General features: G+C 59.3%; 11 protein-coding genes. 7 read left to right on the top strand and 4 right to left on the bottom strand.

Features of this window, described 5'->3' with window-relative positions; all coding sequences use genetic code 11:
- Positions 1-79: 79 nt before the first annotated feature.
- From agaR to QQJ86_RS16330, 3 genes are all read right to left on the bottom strand, one after another.
- Entirely contained in the window at positions 80-886 is an 807-nt protein-coding gene (agaR, locus tag QQJ86_RS16340) for a transcriptional repressor AgaR (RefSeq protein WP_284322031.1), read from the bottom strand.
- Complete coding sequence (locus tag QQJ86_RS16335; RefSeq protein ID WP_284322030.1) at positions 883-2136, bottom strand: amidohydrolase family protein; 1254 nt, start codon at positions 2134-2136, stop codon at positions 883-885. The genes agaR and QQJ86_RS16335 overlap by 4 nt, the downstream gene beginning before the upstream one ends.
- Before the next feature lie 294 nt (positions 2137-2430).
- Complete coding sequence (locus QQJ86_RS16330; RefSeq protein ID WP_284322029.1) at positions 2431-3255, bottom strand: class I fructose-bisphosphate aldolase; 825 nt, start codon at positions 3253-3255, stop codon at positions 2431-2433.
- Between the two features lie 185 nt (positions 3256-3440).
- Here QQJ86_RS16330 and QQJ86_RS16325 point away from each other — a divergent pair, with 185 nt between their 5' ends.
- The 7 genes from QQJ86_RS16325 (at position 3441) to QQJ86_RS16295 (ending at position 17221) form a co-directional block, all read left to right on the top strand.
- A complete protein-coding gene (locus QQJ86_RS16325; protein WP_284322028.1) occupies positions 3441-4607 on the top strand; it encodes an SIS domain-containing protein in 1167 nt (388 codons plus the stop codon).
- Positions 4604-5545, top strand: a complete 942-nt coding sequence (locus QQJ86_RS16320; RefSeq protein WP_284322027.1) for a carbohydrate kinase family protein — start codon at positions 4604-4606, stop codon at positions 5543-5545. The genes QQJ86_RS16325 and QQJ86_RS16320 overlap by 4 nt, the downstream gene beginning before the upstream one ends.
- Entirely contained in the window at positions 5542-6504 is a 963-nt protein-coding gene (locus tag QQJ86_RS16315; protein ID WP_284322026.1) for a 1-phosphofructokinase family hexose kinase, read from the top strand. Before QQJ86_RS16320 ends, QQJ86_RS16315 begins: the two co-directional genes overlap by 4 nt.
- A gap of 213 nt (positions 6505-6717) precedes the next feature.
- On the top strand, positions 6718-9699 hold the full coding sequence (locus QQJ86_RS16310; RefSeq protein ID WP_284322025.1) for a TonB-dependent receptor: 2982 nt from the start codon (positions 6718-6720) through the stop codon (positions 9697-9699).
- A 161-nt stretch (positions 9700-9860) separates the two neighbouring features.
- Positions 9861-12947 (top strand): TonB-dependent receptor domain-containing protein, encoded by a 3087-nt coding sequence (locus tag QQJ86_RS16305; RefSeq protein ID WP_284322024.1) that lies wholly within the window; start codon positions 9861-9863, stop codon positions 12945-12947.
- A 148-nt stretch (positions 12948-13095) separates the two neighbouring features.
- On the top strand, positions 13096-15102 hold the full coding sequence (locus QQJ86_RS16300) for an alpha-galactosidase (protein ID WP_284322023.1): 2007 nt from the start codon (positions 13096-13098) through the stop codon (positions 15100-15102).
- Between the two features lie 241 nt (positions 15103-15343).
- On the top strand, positions 15344-17221 hold the full coding sequence (locus QQJ86_RS16295; protein WP_284322022.1) for a beta-galactosidase: 1878 nt from the start codon (positions 15344-15346) through the stop codon (positions 17219-17221).
- Between the two features lie 135 nt (positions 17222-17356).
- On the opposite strand, the gene QQJ86_RS16290 is transcribed toward QQJ86_RS16295, so the two are convergent.
- Positions 17357-18697 (bottom strand): carbohydrate porin, encoded by a 1341-nt coding sequence (locus tag QQJ86_RS16290; RefSeq protein ID WP_284322021.1) that lies wholly within the window; start codon positions 18695-18697, stop codon positions 17357-17359.
- Positions 18698-18933 lie beyond the last annotated feature (236 nt).

Below are 18933 nucleotides of genomic sequence, written 5' to 3'. Positions count from 1 at the left end.
AGCAAAATGGATTCCCGCTTTCGCGGGAATGACGGCCATAATGCAAGAATGTGGATGTTCGTAGTGAACGTAAAACGCGCTATACCAACATCACCTGCACACCCGCACCCTGCAACGCCTCCACCATCTCATCCGGCGCACTGCTATCAGTAATCACCGCATTCAAGGTCGATACCGGCGTAATCACCGAAAGGCTGCGTTGCCCCAGTTTGCTCGCATCGAATACCGCGATGGTTTCGCGGGAGACGCGAATCATCAGTGCGTTGAGTGAAGCTTCCAATGGATCTGGTGTGGTGACGCCGACCAATGGATCGAGACCGTCGACACCCAGAAAAAGTTTGTCGGCCGAAATGCGCGACAACGCCTGTTCGGCATCCGGACCCACCAGTGAATACGAAGTAGGGCGCAACAAGCCGCCCAGCATCATCACGCGAATGTTCGGCAGGCCAGACAACTCCACCGCGATGTTCAGCGCATTGGTCACTACAGTGAGTGACTCGAATTTCATCTGCCGGATCTGACGCGCGATTTCCACCGTGGTGGAGCCGGAGTCGAGGATGATGGTTTCGCCATCTTTGATCAGTTTGGCAGCGGCTTGCCCGATACGCAGTTTTTGCGGATGCGAGCGCGTCTCTTTGATGTTCAGCGGCACATCGTTGGTGACGGTTTGCGTGGCCGGCAACGCACCACCGTGCGAGCGTGCAATGGCACCACTGCGATCCAGCGATTCCAGATCGTTGCGAATGGTGACGGTGGAGGTGCCGAAGCGTGCCGCAAGTTCTTCGACGGTGGCGCGGCCGTTGGTTTCGACGTACTCGACGATCAGGCGTCGGCGCTCTTCGACCAGCAGGCGTAGCGGTGGAGCCGAGGCGCGGGATTCATTCATGGTGAAAGGCTGAGCAGTCGGGCGGCGTTGTCATGGTATATCTTGCGCAGCACCGTGTCTGTCAGACCCACACCGTAGATCGACCAGCGGCCCTGCGGCGGTATTTCGGCCGGGGCGTAGTCGAAATACTCGTCCTCGGTTTCGAGGAAGCGGTAATAGATTTCGTAGAGCTCGTCGCCGAACAACTGTTGGGGTACGTCGTCGCCATAAGGGGAAGGCACAGCGTCGGTGCCGAATAAAATGCGGTCCTGGTAGCGGTCGAAGAAGCGCTGGGCGGTGCGCGGCTGGCGCCCGAGTTCGGCGATGCGCGCACTGATGTCCACCAGCGTGTTGGGAAAGCGATCGAGGCAATCGGCCACCGCTTCAAGATTCTCCGCCCAGTTGCCCACATGCATCAGCGCAAACGTGGTCTTGGGGTGGCGCGCAAGCACGCGATCGCGCGCAGCGAGCAGTTCATCGTTGCTGGGAAATTCCGGGCCGTAGAACGACCAGTCCGGATGGTTGCTCAATTCCTCATAGCGCTCGTTGTATTCATCCGTCGGCAGGAAAAAAGCTTCCGGATCGGAGACGTGCATGAACACCGGCATGTTGTGCGCCGCGCACGCTTCCCACATGGGGTCGAAACGTTTGTCGTCGATCGCGACCAGCGGACCGTTGTCGAGTTGTTCGCGCAGATAGAGGCCGAGCGTTTTCAGCAGCTTCAATCCGCGCGCGCCAACACGGTGGGCGTGCGCTATGGCATCGGCTTGAAGCTGCGAGTAATTCGCTGAGGGAAAATGTTCGTAAGACGGCTCCGTGAGCGTGATGAAACGCCCGGGTGCGGCTTTGTCGAACAGCGCAATGCTTTTTTCCAGGCCTTTGCCGACACCGCCGGTGAGATTGACCAGCGTGCGCACGCCTTTGCGATCCATCACCGGCAGCAGCTCTTCGGGCGTGGCGAACACGGTGATGTCTTCGCCGACTGACACCCCATTGCGCACTTTGCTGGACCAGGTGAGATGTGTGTGCGCGTCGATCACCGGAAAGCGCGGGCGTTCGATACGTGTCTTTGGCACGCGCAGCATGCTGCGCGGTTTGAAGTCCTTCAGGCGCAGATCGCTTTTGCTGTGATCAGGCGCGGTTTGCAGCGGGTTTTTGCCGCTGGCGCGAATGGTGCCGGCGCCGCTGGGTGGCGCGCAGCAGAAGCAGCCGGCGCGGGTTTGCGTGCGGAAGGACCAATTTCCCGTGGGTGATTTGCGTTGGCTATGCATAGGCGTTCGCGTAAGTATGCCCCTCTACCTTTGGGAGAGGGGTTGGGGTGAGGGTACGAGCGAAGCACGTTATTGGCATCTTGCGTGCGACTTTGGCAGCGCGCTCCGTTCTCGCCCTCATCCGCCCTTTGGGCACCTTCTCCCGGAGGGAGAAGGGAAAGTCTCAATCGCCTCACCTCCCTCCCCGGCAGGGTGAGGGAACACCAAAGGCATTCCCACCGGGGAGGAAGGGGCGCCGCGCACAGCTGCCGGGAGCCGGGAGAGGGGAGGTATCCCCGGCAGCGGCGCGGAAGCTCAGCGCGGATGCTTCGCCATGATCTGATGCACCTGCTGCACCAGCGCAATCGCCTGATCGAGCGGGCGCAGCCACATGTTGCGGCCGAACATCACGCCGGTAGCGCCGGAGGCCATGTAGAACTCCACCTTGCGCAACACGGCGGCATCGTCGTCGTTCTTCTCTCCGCCGGAGAACAGCACCATGGTGCGTCCGGCCGAGCGCACCACGCGCTGGGTGCGGGCCGATGCATCTTCCTGCAGCGTGTTGTATGGCTTGGGTACGTTGGCGGTGCTGTCATCGGGTTCGTGCAGTTTCACGATGTCCGCGCCCAGTTCCAGCGCGACGCGTGCGGCGTAATCCTGTGCATACAGGCTGCCCTTGCCGCCCTTGGCATCGATCGCTGCGCCGCGCGGATACGACCACAGCACCAGCGGCATGCCAAAGCGCTCGCAATCCTGTCGTACCTTTTCAAACTGGCGGAACTCGTCATGCTGGCGGGGTGAGCCTACATACATGGTGTAACCGACGGCATCCGCGCCGAGGCGCACCGCATCTTCCACCGAGGCGAACAGCGGTGACGTCGCGTCTGCATCGGAAGGGATATTGGTCTTACCGTTGAGCTTGAGGATCAGCGGAATCCGTCCGCACCACTCACCCATGTATTTTTCGGCCAGGCCCACGCCCAAGGCGATGGCCGAAAAGTTGCCCTCCACCGCAAGCCGGAACTGATACTCCGGATCGATGGCCGGCGGGTTGGGAAAGAAATCGGTGGGGCCGTGTTCCAAGCCCTGGTCCAGCGGCAACACCAGCAAACTGCCGTTGCGCGGGCCGTGCCCGTACATCAGGCGCCACAGGCGGGTTCGCTTGCCGTGGGAAAGGGAAAGGCGAGAAAACTTTTCGGAAGTTTTCGAAAGGTGTTGTAACTGATCTTTCATTTCGAATACTCTGGGAGCGTCATCGGATGGTTTCACATTCGAGCGAATTGGATCAAATGTCAAGTCTTCATAAGAAAACGAAAGAAAATGGCATGCTGGACGCACTCCGGGAAAAGCCCGCGGAGGCGCAGCAGGCAGCGGGCTACGCCGATACCTTGCGCGAGATCCTGCAGCAGCCGGCCACCTGGCAGGACACTTTCGATCTCCTGCACGGCACGGTAGCGCAACAGCGGTTGGCGAGAGCCATGGAGCCGCGGCCGGCCCACATCGTGCTGACCGGCTCCGGCAGCTCCATGTACATCGGCGAGTGTCTTGCGCCGCTGCTGCAAGCAGGCTTGGGCGTGCCAGTGCAGGCGATTGCTGCCGGCACTTTGCTCACGCATTGGCGCAGCGTGTTGCCGGCAGGGCCGGGCTTGCTGATCTCGCTGGCGCGCTCGGGTGATAGCCCGGAAAGCGCGGCCGTAGTGAACACCTTGTTGGCCGAAGCGCCGGCATGGCGCCACTTGGCCATTACCTGCAATGCCAATGGCAAGCTTGCCACCCACTACCGCAACGAGCCGCGCATGACGGCGCTGGTGCTGGATGAGCGCACCAACGATCGCAGCCTGGTCATGACCAGCAGCTTCACCAATCTGCTGCTGGGTGGACTGGGCCTGTTGCACGGCATGCGTGGTGAGCTTGCGGCGAGTACCGTCGAGACCGCAGCCGCGAATGCGCAGAACATTTTCGACACCCATGCCGATGCCATCGCGGCGTTGGCAGCGCGCGATATGCATTCAGCCGTCTATCTGGGCAGCGGCGCCGCATTCGGTGCGGCGCGTGAAGGTGCTCTGAAAATGTTGGAAATGACCGGCGGAAAGGTCATCACCATGGCGGAAACTTTCCTCGGCCTGCGCCACGGACCGATGTCCTTCGTGCATCCGCACACGTTGATCATTGCGATGCTCTCGGCTGATCCGTCGGTGCATGCGTATGAATGCGATCTATTGCGCGAGTTGTCGCGCAAGCAACTGGGCATGGCGAAGCTGGTCGTGGGACATGCCATTCCCCCGGATGTGCTGGCGTCGGGTGATGTGGCCATTCGCACATCGGCATCGGTGTCGAATCCTGATGTGCCCGCGGTGTTGGCGGGCGTCGTCGTTGCGCAGTTGCTGGCGTTCTTCCGTTGTCTGCAGCTTGGGGGCAAGCCTGATACGCCTTCCGAAGGCGTGCTGACACGCGTGGTTGAAGATTTCGCGTTGCATGGAGCCACACCATGACAGCGCGCGAGCATCGGACAAGCATCCTGGTTGTCGGCGAGATCAACGTCGACTTCGTGTTCAAGGGCTGTCATGCCCTGCCCACGCCAGGCAAGGAAGTGCTAGCCGATGACTTCGTGATGACGCCCGGCAGTTCGTCGATGATCTGCGCAATGGGTCTGGCGCGCCTGGGTAATCAAGTGGCTTTCCATGGCTGTCTCGGTGCGGACGCATCCGGCACGTTCTGTATGCAAGCCATGCGCGATGCAGGCATTGACGTATCGTCACTGCATCCCAGTCATGCATTGCGTACTGGCGTGACGGCTTCGCTATCCACACCGCAGGATCGCGCGCTGGTGACGTTTGCAGGCGCGATGTCGGAGTTGCGTGCCGAAGATATCGACGATGCACAGCTGGCAAGTGCTACGCATCTGCACGTTTCTTCCTATTACCTGCAAAAGGGCTTGCGTCCCGGTTGCCGTGAACTGTTTGCGCGAGCGAAGTCCGCAGGACTCACTACGTCGCTCGATCCGGGTTTCGATCCCGCGCAGCAATGGGGCGATGACTTGCTCGAAACCCTGGGCGAAGTCGATGTGTTTCTGCCCAACGAACAGGAACTGTTGGCGATCACCGCTTGCAACGATCTGCAGGCGGCACTGCGCTTTGTGCAAAACGGGCGCACGCGCACCGTAGTGAAACGCGGGCGTGAAGGCAGTGCCAGTTTGCACGAAGGGCAATGGCTGAACGTGCCGGCTTATCCCATCGAAGCGATCGACACGACCGGCGCGGGCGATTCCTTCGATGCAGGTTTTCTGCATGCTTGGCTACGCGGCCTGGAGTGGCTCGATTGCATGCGCTGGGGCAGCGCGTGCGGGAGCCTGTCCACACGCGGTGTCGGCGGCACCACTCGCCAGGCCACTGCAAGCGAAGCGGCAGCCTTGATCGCGGAGACGCCATGATTACCATCGCCGGCTTCAATACTGCGATCGATCGTTTCATCCAGATCGATGCCTTGACGCCCGGCGAAGTGCACCGCGTGCGCACGGAAAAGGTCTATGCCGGCGGCAAGGGTGTGCACGTGGCGCAAACCATTGCAGAGCTTGGCGAGCATGTGCGCCTGATCGGCCCGATCGATGCTGCACATCACTCGCTTATAGGCCGCCAGATGAGTGCGCGTGGCGTGTTGTTTCGCGGTGTGGAAATCGAAGGCGAACTGCGCCAATGCCTGGCTTTGCAGGAGGAAGGCGGCAGCATTACCGAGATCCTGGGGCAGGGGCCGCAGCTCAGCCAGATCGAGCAGGACGCGCTGCTGCGCGATTTTCGCCGCAGTGCGGACCAGAGCGAACTGGTTATTCTTTCCGGCAGTTTGCCGCGCGGCTTTGCCGACACCTTGTACGCAGAATTAGTTGAGTACGTGCACGGCTTAGGCAAGCGCTGCCTGGTCGATGCCAGCGGCGACGCACTGCGCAACGCGGTGGTCGCGAAACCTTTCTTGGTGAAACCGAATCGCGATGAGATCAGCCAGCTGGTCGGTCATCCGGTGATCAATATCGAGGCAGCGCAAGCAGCGGTTATCGCGCTGCGCGCGCGTGGCATAAGCATGCCGGTGGTGACGATGGGCGATATGGGCGCAGTCGCTGCAGACGACACCGGCGTATGGCATGCACAGCTCGCACCAACGCAGCTGCGCAACGCGGTCGGCTCTGGCGATTGCTTCCTGGCCGGCATGGCGGTGGCGATCAAACGGAACATGCCGCTCGAGCAGGCGCTGCGCCTTGCGGTGGCGTGCGGTGTCGCCAACGCGGAGTCGAATGAAACAGGTTTTGCGGAGCGAGGCAAGGTCGAGTCTTTGCTCGCAAATGTAAAAACAAGTCGATTGCAGGCCGCGCCGAACGCGCGCGGCGAAGCCATGCATTGACGGTTGACGTGGAGTAGTAGGTAGCAAAAACAGATACGGCACGTTAGGGGAGCTTTCGTCCGGATCCATACGTACGCACGCGGGAGCATGTCTCCACGCGATGCGACAAGACAGCATGGGAGGATGATTTCAATGTATGCGAACAAAATAAAGTGCCGCTCCAAAAGCGGCACAACGGGTTCTATTGCGTTTTTTTCGGGTGGGCGCGGGGGATTGCGGCAACAAAAGCTGGCCTGGATTATCGCCGGCTTGCTGATTTCGGCCGGCGCGCACGGCCAATCGACGACCGGCAACATTTACGGGCAGGTGCCGGCGGAAAAGGATTTGAGCGTCGTCGTTCGTAGCGACACCGGGCTTACCCGCGAAATCGCCATCGACGGCAACGGGCATTACAACGCCACGCAATTGCCGGTGGGCAATTACACAGTCAGCTTGATGCGCAGCGGCAAAGTGCTGGAGACGCACGACAACGTGGCGCTGCGCGTAGGCGTGGGCGTGAATGTCTCGTTCACCCAGCCAGTGGCGGCGAAGGAATTGTCGGGCGTGAACGTATCGGCGAATGGCGTGCCGCCCATCGATGTCAGCTCAGTGGATTCGCGCACCGTGATTACCGCCAAGCAGCTGGCCGCACTGCCTCTGCCGCGAACCGCGGAAGCCGCCGCGCTGTTGGCGCCGGGTGCGGTTATCGATAGCGGCGGTTTCGTCAGTACCACAGGTGTTCCGCTGGTCAGCTTTGGCGGCTCGTCGGTGGAAGAGAACGCGTATTACATCAACGGCTTCAACACCACCGATCCGTATCTCGGCCAAGGCGGCATCACGTTGCCATACGGTTCGATCGATCAGGAAGAGGTTTATACCGGCGGCTACAGCGCCCAGTACGGACGCTCCGATGGCGGCGTGCTCAACATGATCGGCAAGAGCGGCACCAACGAATGGCATTTCGGCGGTCAGTTGCTGTACGAACCGGAAGGGCTGCGCTCCGACCAGCGCAACACGTATTACAACAATGGCCTGCCGCCGTCGCCGGTAGCCGGAAACCTGTTCGATCCCAACAGCAAGAACACGCGCTGGACGTCTGTGTACGACGCCTATGTAGGCGGTCCGATCATCAAGGACAAGTTGTTCTTCTTCGTTTCGGCGGAAATGAGTGACGAGGGACAGCACAGCGTCAACAACGTTACCGCGGGCACGGCGGAAAACTCCATGACGCACTTGCCCAAGTGGTACGCCAAGGTCAACTGGAACATCACCGACACCAATCTGCTTGAGTTGACCGGAGCATCCAGCAAGGAAGAGCAATACGGTTCGCTCTACAACTACGACTACAACAATCTGAAGGAGTCCTCGTTCAGAGGATTCGCCAACAACACCAAGAGCGGCGGCGACATGCTGTCGGCCAAGTTCACCAGCTACATCACGGACGATCTCACCTTCACGGCCTTGTACGGCAAGATGAAGAGCTTCAACTACAGCATCCCGGTGGACTACAACCCGGATGCCACGTACATCGGCGGCGCAACGTTCCAGAATCCCGCCTATAACGGCGGCGTGCCGAACAACGGCAGCCAGACCATCAGCTCGATTTCCAACCCCTACTATCACACCCGCAATCTGCGTGTGAGCCTGAGCTACGTGCTGGGCAGACACACCATTACGGCGGGTATCGACAACTTGGTATCCGGCGCCTTCGAACAGGGCAACGACAGCTCCGGCCCTGGCTATACCTGGAACTACGGCTACACACCGAATCCGACCGTGCCTTTGATTCCGGCACTCGGCGTTGGCGCGCTTGCCAACTATCCGAATGGCGCGTCGGGTTACTACGTCAGCAAGAACATGTTCATCGGCGGCGCGAACCTGCTAACCAAACAGCGCGCCGAGTACATCGAAGATCAATGGCAGGTGAGCGATCGCTGGCTGGTGTCGTTGGGTTTGCGCAATGACGGCTTCCAGGATCTCAACGCCGCCGGCAAGGCGTACATGGCGCAAACCAAACCGCAGTGGGCGCCGCGCCTGGGCTTCAGTTGGGATGTCAATGGCGACGGCAGCTTCAAGGTTTATGGCAATGTCGGCCGCTACTACCTCGGTGCACCGCTGGCACCGGGCGGTCCTGCGAATGGCTACATCAGCACGCAGCAGTATTACACCTATGGCGGCATTGCCGCCGACGGAACGCCGACCGGACTCACTCAGGTATCACCACCGGTATCGGCGGACAACGCCTTTGGCCAGACGCCCGACCCGCGCACGATCACCGTGCAAAAACTCAAGGCCGAGAACCAGGACGAATTCATCCTGGGCTTTACCAAAACGCTGGGGCCATCGTGGATCTACGGTGCGAAGTTCACGCGGCGCATCCTGCGTCATGACATCGATGATTACTGCGACATCCAGACCGTCATCAACAAAGCGGCGTCGCTGGGCATCACCGATGTCAATAATGCCAGTTGCTACTACATCAATCCGGGGCAGGCCAATACGTTCGCCGTCGAAGATCCCAATGGTGTCTTCCACAACGTGACGTTGACCAACGCGGAGATGGGCTTTCCGTCCATGGTGCGCAAGTACTACGGCCTTGAGACGTTCCTGGAACATCCTTTCGACGGCCATTGGTACGGCAAGATCGATTACCTGTTCTCGCGCAGCTACGGCAATAACGAGGGCATGGGTCAAACCAATATCCAGGCGCTGGCGGAAACGCAGAACACGTACTGGGATTTTCCGCAGCTGATGCAATACGGCATTGGTCCGCAGGGCGAAGACCACACGCATCAGATCAAGATGTACGGCTATTACCAGATCACGCCGGAGTGGCAGGTCTCGGCCAATCTCGCGCTGGTGTCTGGCGGCCCGAAGTATTGCCTTGGTTTGTACGGCCCGAATCAGACCGACCCAGTGGGCTACGGCTCGCTCTATCAATGGTGCGGCGGCATGCCGTCGCCGCCGGGAGCCGCAGGCCGCTTGCCGTGGGCGAAGCAGCTCGACGTGGGTGTTCGCTATCGACCGGTTTTCGCTGCGAACAAACTCGCCTTCAGCCTGGACGTGATCAATCTGTTCAATGGCCAGGCGCCGCTCAACGAATACCCAGAATACAACACCGGCACCGTGCCAGCTGCGCCGAACCCGCAGTACGGAACGCCGATGGTGCTACAGCAGCCGCGCTATGTGCGTTTCGGCATCACGTATGACTACTGAAGTGCAAGCTGCTTCCGCTTCAACGTGTAGCGGGGGCAGGAAGGAGAACGGTTGACGACAAAGTCCGGTGCGCAAGGGGAGCTTTCGCCCGGACGCCAACACTCGCATCGCGCGGCCCACTCCGCGCGATGCGACATGACCATGAGGGAGGAGCGTTTCTAATGTTCACGAAGATCATGAGATGCCGCGAAGCGACGCGCGGCACAACGGCCCCGGTTTGCCGCAAGAAACGACTGTCGCTGCAGGTGGCGATGGTATTGGCGGGTCTCTCGCTTGCAGGCTATGCCGGTGCGCAGAGCACGTCAGGCTCGAACGACGCCACGCAAACCACCGATCAGGCATCGACACAAAACGCGGTGAACCTCAAGGCGGTCACGGTGACCGGCACGAATATCCGTGGCGTGGATATGGAAACGGCGCTGCCCACCGTTACGATCACGCAGCAGGAGATCCAGCGACAGGGCTTTGCTACGGTCGGTCAGTTGCTGCAGAACCTTCCATCCGCTGCCACGCCCGATCTTAGCCGCGGTGATGCCGCGTCGCTGGGGCCAAACCAGGGCGGTACCTTTATCGATTTACGCGGTCTCGGCGCGCAACGCACGCTGGTGTTGGTGGACGGCCAGCGCATCGGCGCAGTGCATGGCGGCTACACCGACATCAGTGTGATACCCGTTGCGATCGTCGATCACATCGACGTACTCGGTAGTGGCGCTTCGGCAATTTACGGCTCCGATGCGATTGCCGGCGTGATCAACATCGTCACCGTCAAGAACTTTCACGGCGTGCAGGTGGACACCTATGCCGGTGAATACATGCCGCACAGTGACGGCACGCAGGCCCAGTACAGCATCACGGCAGGCTCAACCACGCAGCGCAATTCGCTGATCGGGAACGTTTCCTATCAATATCAGGGCTCGGTGTGGGGCGGTGCGCGCCCGTGGTCTGCTTATCCGCAGACCGATCATTACCCGTATTTCGGACTCAGTAGCCTGCCCCCGAACAGCGGCCAGATCACCAATTCGCCGCTGCCCAATCCGAACATTCCCAACGACAATACGCTGGTGCTGAACCCGGGTGGCAATTCGACCAACCTGGCCGATTATTCGTTTCTACGGCCACGCATCTACAGTGCGAACGGTAATGTCACCAGCCTGGCCAATGCCGGCTCGTACATCTACAACTACAGCAACCTCAGCACCATTCTCAGTCCCAACCGGACCAAGAACCTGTACTTGGCCGATCGTTACAAGCTCACCAATCACATAACCGCGCATGTGGAGATTGGCTACAACCAGAGCTGGAACGGCGGTGCCGGTGGTCCGAGTTATTTGTATAGCGGGCAGTCCAGCAATCCGCCCAACCTGCCGCAATTCCCGATCGTGCTTTCCGCGCAGAGCTACTACAACCCTTATAACGCGCCAGGTCAGACACCACAGGATGTGCAGTTCGTACGGCAGTTTCCGCAGAACCTATACACCAACGAGAACACCTCGCGGAACTTTCGCTACAGCGCCGGGCTGGAAGGCGATTTCAGTGCTGGCGACCACGTTTTCAATTGGGATGCCTACTACTACGACAGCAAGATCCGCGACATCGACATTCGTCCCGGCCAGTACAACCTGATCAATGCGACGCAGGCGCTGGGGCCGTCCTTCATGGGCAGCGACGGCGTCGTCCATTGCGGTACGCCGGGCAACATCATTGCGGGATGCGTGCCGTTGAACCCGCTGGGTACGGTTACCCAGCAGATGCTCAACTACATTGCTATCAACAATGACGAGCACACCGGTTATGACGAGCGAGCGTTCGTGGCCGATATCAGCGGCAATGTCTACGAACTGCCTGGCGGCGATCTGACGGTTGCGGCTGGTGTGCAGCATCGTTACGAGTCCGGTTACGACGCAACCGATCCTTTCGCCACTGCCGGTTATTCCAGCGACTACTCGGTCGAACCCAACCACGGCAGTTTCAGCCTCAACGAAGGCTATCTGGAAGTGTATGCGCCTTTGCTGAAAGATCTTCCGGGCGTGAAGAGTTTGTCCATCGACGTGGCGCGTCGATGGTCGTACTACAGCAACTTCGGCGGCACACGTAATAACTCGTTCAAGCTGGCGTGGAAACCGATTGACGATGTCATGGTGCGTGCCAGCTACAGCACCAACTTCCGCGCGCCGACCATCAATGACTTGTTCCAGGGCCTTTATCTGGCGGGCGGCTTCACCGATCCCTGCGATGTGGTGTATGGCCCGGCGCAATACGGTTACAGCCCGGTCGTGGCGCAGCGTTGCCTCACTGGTATTGGCGGCCTACCTAGCGTGCCGGCCGGTTTCCGGCAAACCGATATCACCGGACTGCCGGTGCAGGGACCGAATGCAGCAGGTATCACCAACAGCTACAACGGTGGCAATCCCAATCTGAAACCGGAGACTGCGTACAACGGCGATATCGGCGTGGTTTACAGCCCGTCGTGGTCGCCGGGTTTCAACGCTACGGTTGATTGGTGGAGCTACAACATCCGCAATCTGATCACCGGTATCAGCAACGACCAAGTGCTGGCGGATTGCTACGAGTTCGGCATTACCTCCGCGTGCTCGCAGTTCCAGCGCAAGGGTGGCAGCGGTCCGTTGGCTGGTCAGATCATCAACCTGATGAATCTGGAAACCAACGCGGGCTGGCTGAAGGAGCGTGGTTGGGATTTCGGTGTGAACTATGCGTTGCCCGAGTTCAGCTTTGGCAAGTTCAAGGTTGCGCTGCAAAGCACTTATATCGCCAGCAACAACGTGCAGCCGACGGTAGGCGCCGCCGTGCAGTACACGGCAGGTACGGCCTTGGGTAATCTGGACGGTGCGGTATGGCGCGTGCGTGGCAACCTTACCTTGAGCTGGGACTGGCACGATTTTGGTGCGAACTGGACGGTGCGTTACTTTTCGCCGATCAAGGGACCTTGTGCTTATCCGCCGCCGAGCACCACCACGATCTTCCCGTGTACCTTACCGACCTATTACGCACCGGGCGTGGGTATTTCCCCGATGACGCAGGAAGCCTCGGCCACCTTCAACGATGCGCAAGTGCACTGGAAGGCGCCCTGGAACGGTACGTTCTCGCTGGGCGTCAACAACATCTTCAATCACGTGGGGCCATACATCTACGGCGGAGGCTTCAACTCCGGTACGGACAGCTACAACGACTACAACGCGTCGTATGACATTGGTCGCTTTGTGTATGTGCGTTATCAGCAGAAGTTTTGATGGAAGTTTGTTGCGGGTTGCTCCCTCTCCTGCCGTGCAGGGGAGGGCAATCTTACTGTTAAGTTTGTTGTCACCTATCCGTCATTCCGGCCTTCGCCCGAATGACGACTCGCTTTGAATCGAGATCAGCTTGGAAATGAGGCTTTTCATGTATCGAACACACTACAAAAAAGCGCTCGCTGTGAGCCTGCTATGCGCATGGATGGGCGTGACGCATGCCAATGACGCCACCATTCTCAACCCCGGCGCGCCTGCCTACGCCGCCACGGGAGGCCAGGCAAGCTTCGGCAATGCGGCCATTGATGCTCATTGGAATGTGGCTGATGGCAAGCTTTCCGGCATCACAATCACCGATCGCGATAGCGGACAGGTGCTGAAGGTAGACGATCTTTTCACCCTGGCATTGCCCAACAAGCAATCCATCAAGGCCAGCGATATGCGTCTGTTGTCGCAACCTTCAGAGCGCGCGCTGCCTGTCGATGCGAAAGCTTCCAAGCTTGCCGACCGTCTTCCCGGCAAAGCGATCGGCGCGACGTTCGGTGACGCCGATAACCGCTTCCACGTCGAATGGCAGCTCGTGCAGCGCGAGGGTTCGCCTTATCTGCGAGAGATCGTGACGATCACGGCGCTGAAACAGGATGAGCCGTTGACCAGCGTCTCGCTATTGCCGTCCAGCATCGACCACGCCGAAGTGAATGGTGTGGTGAAAGGTTCGCCGGTGATCGCTGGCAACGTGTACTTGGGTCTGGAAAATCCACTCTCCGATAGCGAAGTGCGCGGCAAGCATGTGCTCTTGTCGATGGCACGCACGCTACCGCTGCGCAAAGGTCAATCAATCACATATTCGGCGGTGGTCGGTGTCGTGCGCGATGGGCAGTTGCGCCGCGACGTCGCCACGTACGTGGAACGCGAGCGGGCGCACCCGTATCGGCCATTCCTGCACTACAACTCCTGGTACGACATCGGTTACTTCACGCCCTACACCGAAGCGGAAGCGTTGGACCGCATTCATGCGTTTGGCGAGGAGTTGAGCGTGAAGCGCGGTGTGAAGCTCGATTCCTTCCTGTTCGACGACGGCTGGGACGATCGCTCCGGCAGCTGGGATTTCAGCAAGGATTTTCCGCACGGCTTCGTGCCGCTGCGCGAGGCAGCGGCCAAATACGGCGCTGCGCCCGGTATGTGGCTGTCGCCGTGGGGCGGTTACAGCACGCCGAAAGATGAGCGGGTGAAGAACGGCCGAGCGGCCGGCTACGAGATCGTCAACGATGGCCTGGCGCTTTCGGGGCCGAAGTATTACCAGCGTTTCCATGATGTAGTGCTGGATCTGCTTAACAAGCACGGCATCAATCAGTTCAAGTTCGACGGTACCGGCAATGCGGATAGCGTGTTCCCAGGCAGCCGTTTCGATAGTGATTTCGCTGCCGCGATCGAACTCATCAAGGACATTCGCGCCGACAAGCCCGATACCTTCATCAACCTCACCACCGGCACCTGGGCATCGCCGTTCTGGTTGCGCTATGCGGATTCGATCTGGCGCGGCGGTGAAGACGATTGGCACACGGGAGTGGGCACCGAGCGCGAGCAGTGGATTACCTATCGCGACCAGCAGACCTACGAGAATGTCGTGATCCAGGGGCCGCTGTATCCGCTCAACTCGCTGATGCTCCACGGCATCATCTACGCGCAAATGAACAAGCGGCTCAACACGGATCCCGGGCACGATTTCGCCAATGAGGTGCGCTCCTACTTCGCTACCGGCACACAGTTGCAGGAGATGTACATCACGCCGTCGCTGCTTAGCAAAGAAGACTGGGATGTGCTGGCCGAGGCCGCGAAGTGGTCACGCGCAAATGCGGATGTGTTGCGCGATACGCATTGGATCGGCGGCGACCCGGGGCGGCTCGACGTGTATGGCTGGGCGGCTTGGTCGCAGGCCAAGGCGATCATCACCTTGCGCAATCCGGATGCGCGCCCGCAAACGGCGGTGATCGATCTGCAGCGGCAATTGGAATTGCCGAAAGATGCTGTGCGTCAGTTCAATGTTCGCGATGTGTGGAAGCGTGGCGGCGATGTGCCCAAGCACTTTGATGCTGATCATGTGAGCACGATCACGCTGGCGCCGTTTGAAGTATTGACCCTTGAATTGACGCCTTGAGGTAACCTCCGGCGCTCTTCACTTGCGCGATGTTTTATCCCCTCTCCCCTATGGGGAGAGGGTTAGGGTGAGGGGCCGCGCTTGCGGAGAAGCACGATAGTCCACTGGGTTTTTGCTTTTTTTCTTCTCACAAGCGAATGAAGATCAGGCGAGGTTGGCCCCTCACCCCAGCCCTCTCCCCGTAGGGGAGAGGGGGTTTATATCGCGTAAATTCAAGCAGGCCGTTTAGGATGAGGGATCCATGCAACGACGCGATTTTCTTCGATTCGCCTTGCTGACACCGTTGGCGGCAAGCATTACGGTTGCCGAAGCGGAAACCAGCAGCAAACCTTCCGTCGAACCTATTCCTGACGGAAAGCCCCGCCGCTTCGAACTCGGTCGTAAGCAATTCCTGCTCGACGGTGCACCATTTCAGATTCGCAGCGGCGAAATGCATCCGTCGCGTATTCCCGCCGAGTATTGGGAGCACCGCATCCACATGGCGAAGGCGATGGGCCTCAACACCATCGCGGTCTACCTGATGTGGAATTACTTCGAAAGCGAGCCGGGCGAATTCGATTTCACCACGGAGCGTCGCGATTTCGTGCGCTTCATCAAGTTATGCCAGCGGGAAGGGATGTGGGTCTATCTGCGCCCAGGCCCGTATGTTTGTGCGGAGTGGGATCTCGGCGGCCTGCCGGCTTATCTGTTGCGCGATCCTTCCATTCGCGTTCGCACCAAGGATGACGCGCGCTATATGCAAGCGGTGCAGCGTTACATGGACGCGGTGGCGCCGAAGATCGCGCCACTGATGGCGAATCGCGGCGGCCCGATTCTGATGATGCAGATCGAGAACGAATACGCGTCGTTCGGCAACGATCTGCAATATCTACTGCGCTTGCGTTCGATGTGGCAGGCACACGGTATTGAAGGGCCATTTTCGATTTCCGATGGGTTGTCGGAGATTCAAAAGACGCATACCTATGTGCCAGGCGCTGCGTTGGGTTTGGATGGCGATACCGATTTCGCAGCAGCGCAAATCATTGCGGGTGAAGCACCGGTGTGGGTGGGCGAAGGTTATCCAGGCTGGCTTACCCACTGGGGTGATTTGACGTTCCAAACCGGTAACTACCTGCCGACCTTGCGCAAACTGATGGCCGAAGGTCGTTCGTTCAACATGTATGTGGTGCACGGTGGCACTAACTTCGGTTTCACTGCCGGGGCCAACGCGCGCAACGATTACGCCAATTTCGAGCCGGTGATCACCAGCTACGACTACGGCGCACCCATCAACGAACGTGGCGAGCCTACGCCGAACTACCATGCGTTCCGTGCGTTGATCGCGCCTCATGTCGCGCAGCCTATGGCTGATCTACCGCCTCCCGTGCCGAAGGTACATTTTGCAGAGGTCATCGCGCGCCCGTTTACGTCGATTTGGGACAACCTGCCGTTGCCGTCGAGATTGGTGAACAAGCCCGATCCGAACGAGATCTTGTTCGCGCAGAATCAGGGCATGGTGGTGTATCGCAAGACGCTGCTGAGCGGCGGCATGCTCAATATGGAGGGCTTGCGCGACTACGGCACGGTGTTCGCCGACGGCAAGTATCTGGATTACGTTTCACGGGTCACCAAGCCGGGTTTGCACGTGAAGCACTACGTGGACATTCCGCCGCCAGCGAATGGTGCAGGTACGACGGTGGAAGTTCTCGTCGACAGTTTCGGCCACGTGGGTTATGGCCAGGCGATGTACGACTTCAAAGGCATCGTCGGTGCCGTGACATTGGATGGCGAAGAGCTGCATGGCTGGCAGGCACATAGCCTGCCGCTGGATGACGCTTACGTTTCGGGCCTTCCACCGATGCCCGCGGACTCACCGTCGAGGCTGCGTCCCGGCATGTTCTTCAAGGCGATCGTCACGCTCGATGGGGCAGGTGACTGTTACATCGACATGAGCGATTGGGACAAAGGGTATTTATGGGTCAACGGCAAATTGCTTGGACGCTATTGGCGCATCGGACCGCAGCAGCGGTTGTATTGTCCGGGGCCATGGTTGTCGCGTGGCCGCAATGAGTTGCTGGTGTTCGATATGCATCGGGTGATGCCGACGGCGATTCGGTGTAGTGATCGGTTGCAAGGTTGAATCCATTGCCGATGACTCCACCTTGCCGTCATTCCCGCGAAGGCGGGAATCCATTTTCGCACTTGCATCAGAGCAACATGGATTCCCGCTTTCGCGGGAATGACGGCTTTGTGGCTTATGAGTTGTCCGTGAGCATTAAAATTGGATATGCGCACGCAACCCCGCAAACCTCGCCGGCCCACGATCCCGGTTGTACCCAGGATTACGAATGAACTGCAGATCCGGGCTGATGGTGAGGTGATCGATCACCGCGATGTTGTAATACAGCTCGGCAATCTGCTCCGGTCCATAACGCAATGTGCCGTCGCCCAGCAGAAAGCCGTCGCCTCCCATCTGCAAATACTGCGCGTGCACGCGCGAAAGTCCGTCGAAGGCGACGCCGACGCCAAGCCGATCGTCGGAGCGGTGCCAATGTGCGCCGGATAGCTGAAAGCCACCGCTCAGCAGACGATCGACCTCGGTGAAAATGAAAGACTCGGTATGCCCGTCGTTCCAGCCGGCACGCATGAAGAAACCGGTGTCGCCGTTGTCCGCTACTGGCAGCTCGCCATTGATACCGAAACCGAACTTGTGCCGTCCGCGGGCATCGTCCGCGTGCACGTCCGGCGTCTGGCCGGTCAGCGACGCGATCTCGATCGCTTGCTGATAGATGCCAAGGCTGCCTTTGTTGTAGTAGCCAAGGAAGCGTAACGCCCAGCCATCGGGATGGGGTTGCAGCGTCAATTCAAGCTGCTGTCCGCTGGCAACGCCCAGCGATTTCACCAGCGCCTGTCCGTTTGCTTCGATCGGCATGCGATAGATGCCATAGCGCAAGGCCCAGCCCGGCATCATCCAGCCGATCATGATGCCATCGGTGTAGCCGCGTGTGTCCGAAGCAAAGTCCCATGCTGTGTTGTTCCATAGCGACCAGTTCATGAACTGCGTGCGCGTGGAATTGGCGTAGCGGTTCTTGTCGAAGTCGTCGTTGACGGCCATAAAGCCGATCTTTACTTCGATGTGCTTGATGGCTTCGTGTGCAGGCAATTGATCCTGGCCGCGTTCTAACTCCGCGGTTTCGTCGCCCAGCGGAAGTATCCAGCGAAGATAATTGCGCGCCACGTATGGACGCTTGCCCAAGCTGGCGACACCGGAACGAATGATGTCGCCGTTGGTGAGTCCGCCAATTCCGGTGGCATTGCTTACGCCTTCGCCTTTGAACATCTCCACATCCCAGTAGTACTGAAAGTGCCAGGGCAGGGCGATGCCGAAATAGGCGCCGAAGGTGTGTGAACGTGCAGTCGAGCCATCTGCTTTCAAGCTGAGCGAGCTGGAGTAGGGCGAGTGCACACGCGATTGGTTCTGATCGACGAAGGTGTATTGCGCGCCGAGCCATTGAGGGATGAATAGCGGAGCGTCGTCGGCGTGTGCGCACAGCGGTAGTGCTGCAAGGAGAATGCATGGCAGCAGCTTGCGATGACGTAGCAGCGGTTCGGTCATGAGCGATGGTGACAAGCAAGCGTCTGCTGGGCGGCGGTGATGCTGCAGGGTGGGTGATGAGGTGTCAACGCTGCGCTTTGCTTCTCGGTAACCACTCTCGTCGTGTCTCAGCTGGCATGTCGTGGGTGCTTCCATTGCCTGCGGCGCTTTCGGACCCTAAAGGGCCCGAGTCACTTTTCTTTGCTGGCCCAAAGAAAAGTAACGGCGGTCTCTAAACTCAAGTGCAACACCCTCTC

This window comes from Dyella acidisoli, assembly GCF_030160295.1.
Classification (GTDB): Bacteria; Pseudomonadota; Gammaproteobacteria; order Xanthomonadales; family Rhodanobacteraceae; genus Dyella_B; species Dyella_B acidisoli.
The sequence above is the reverse complement of the archived record's forward strand: the minus strand, read 5'-3'. Positions and strand labels throughout refer to the sequence as shown.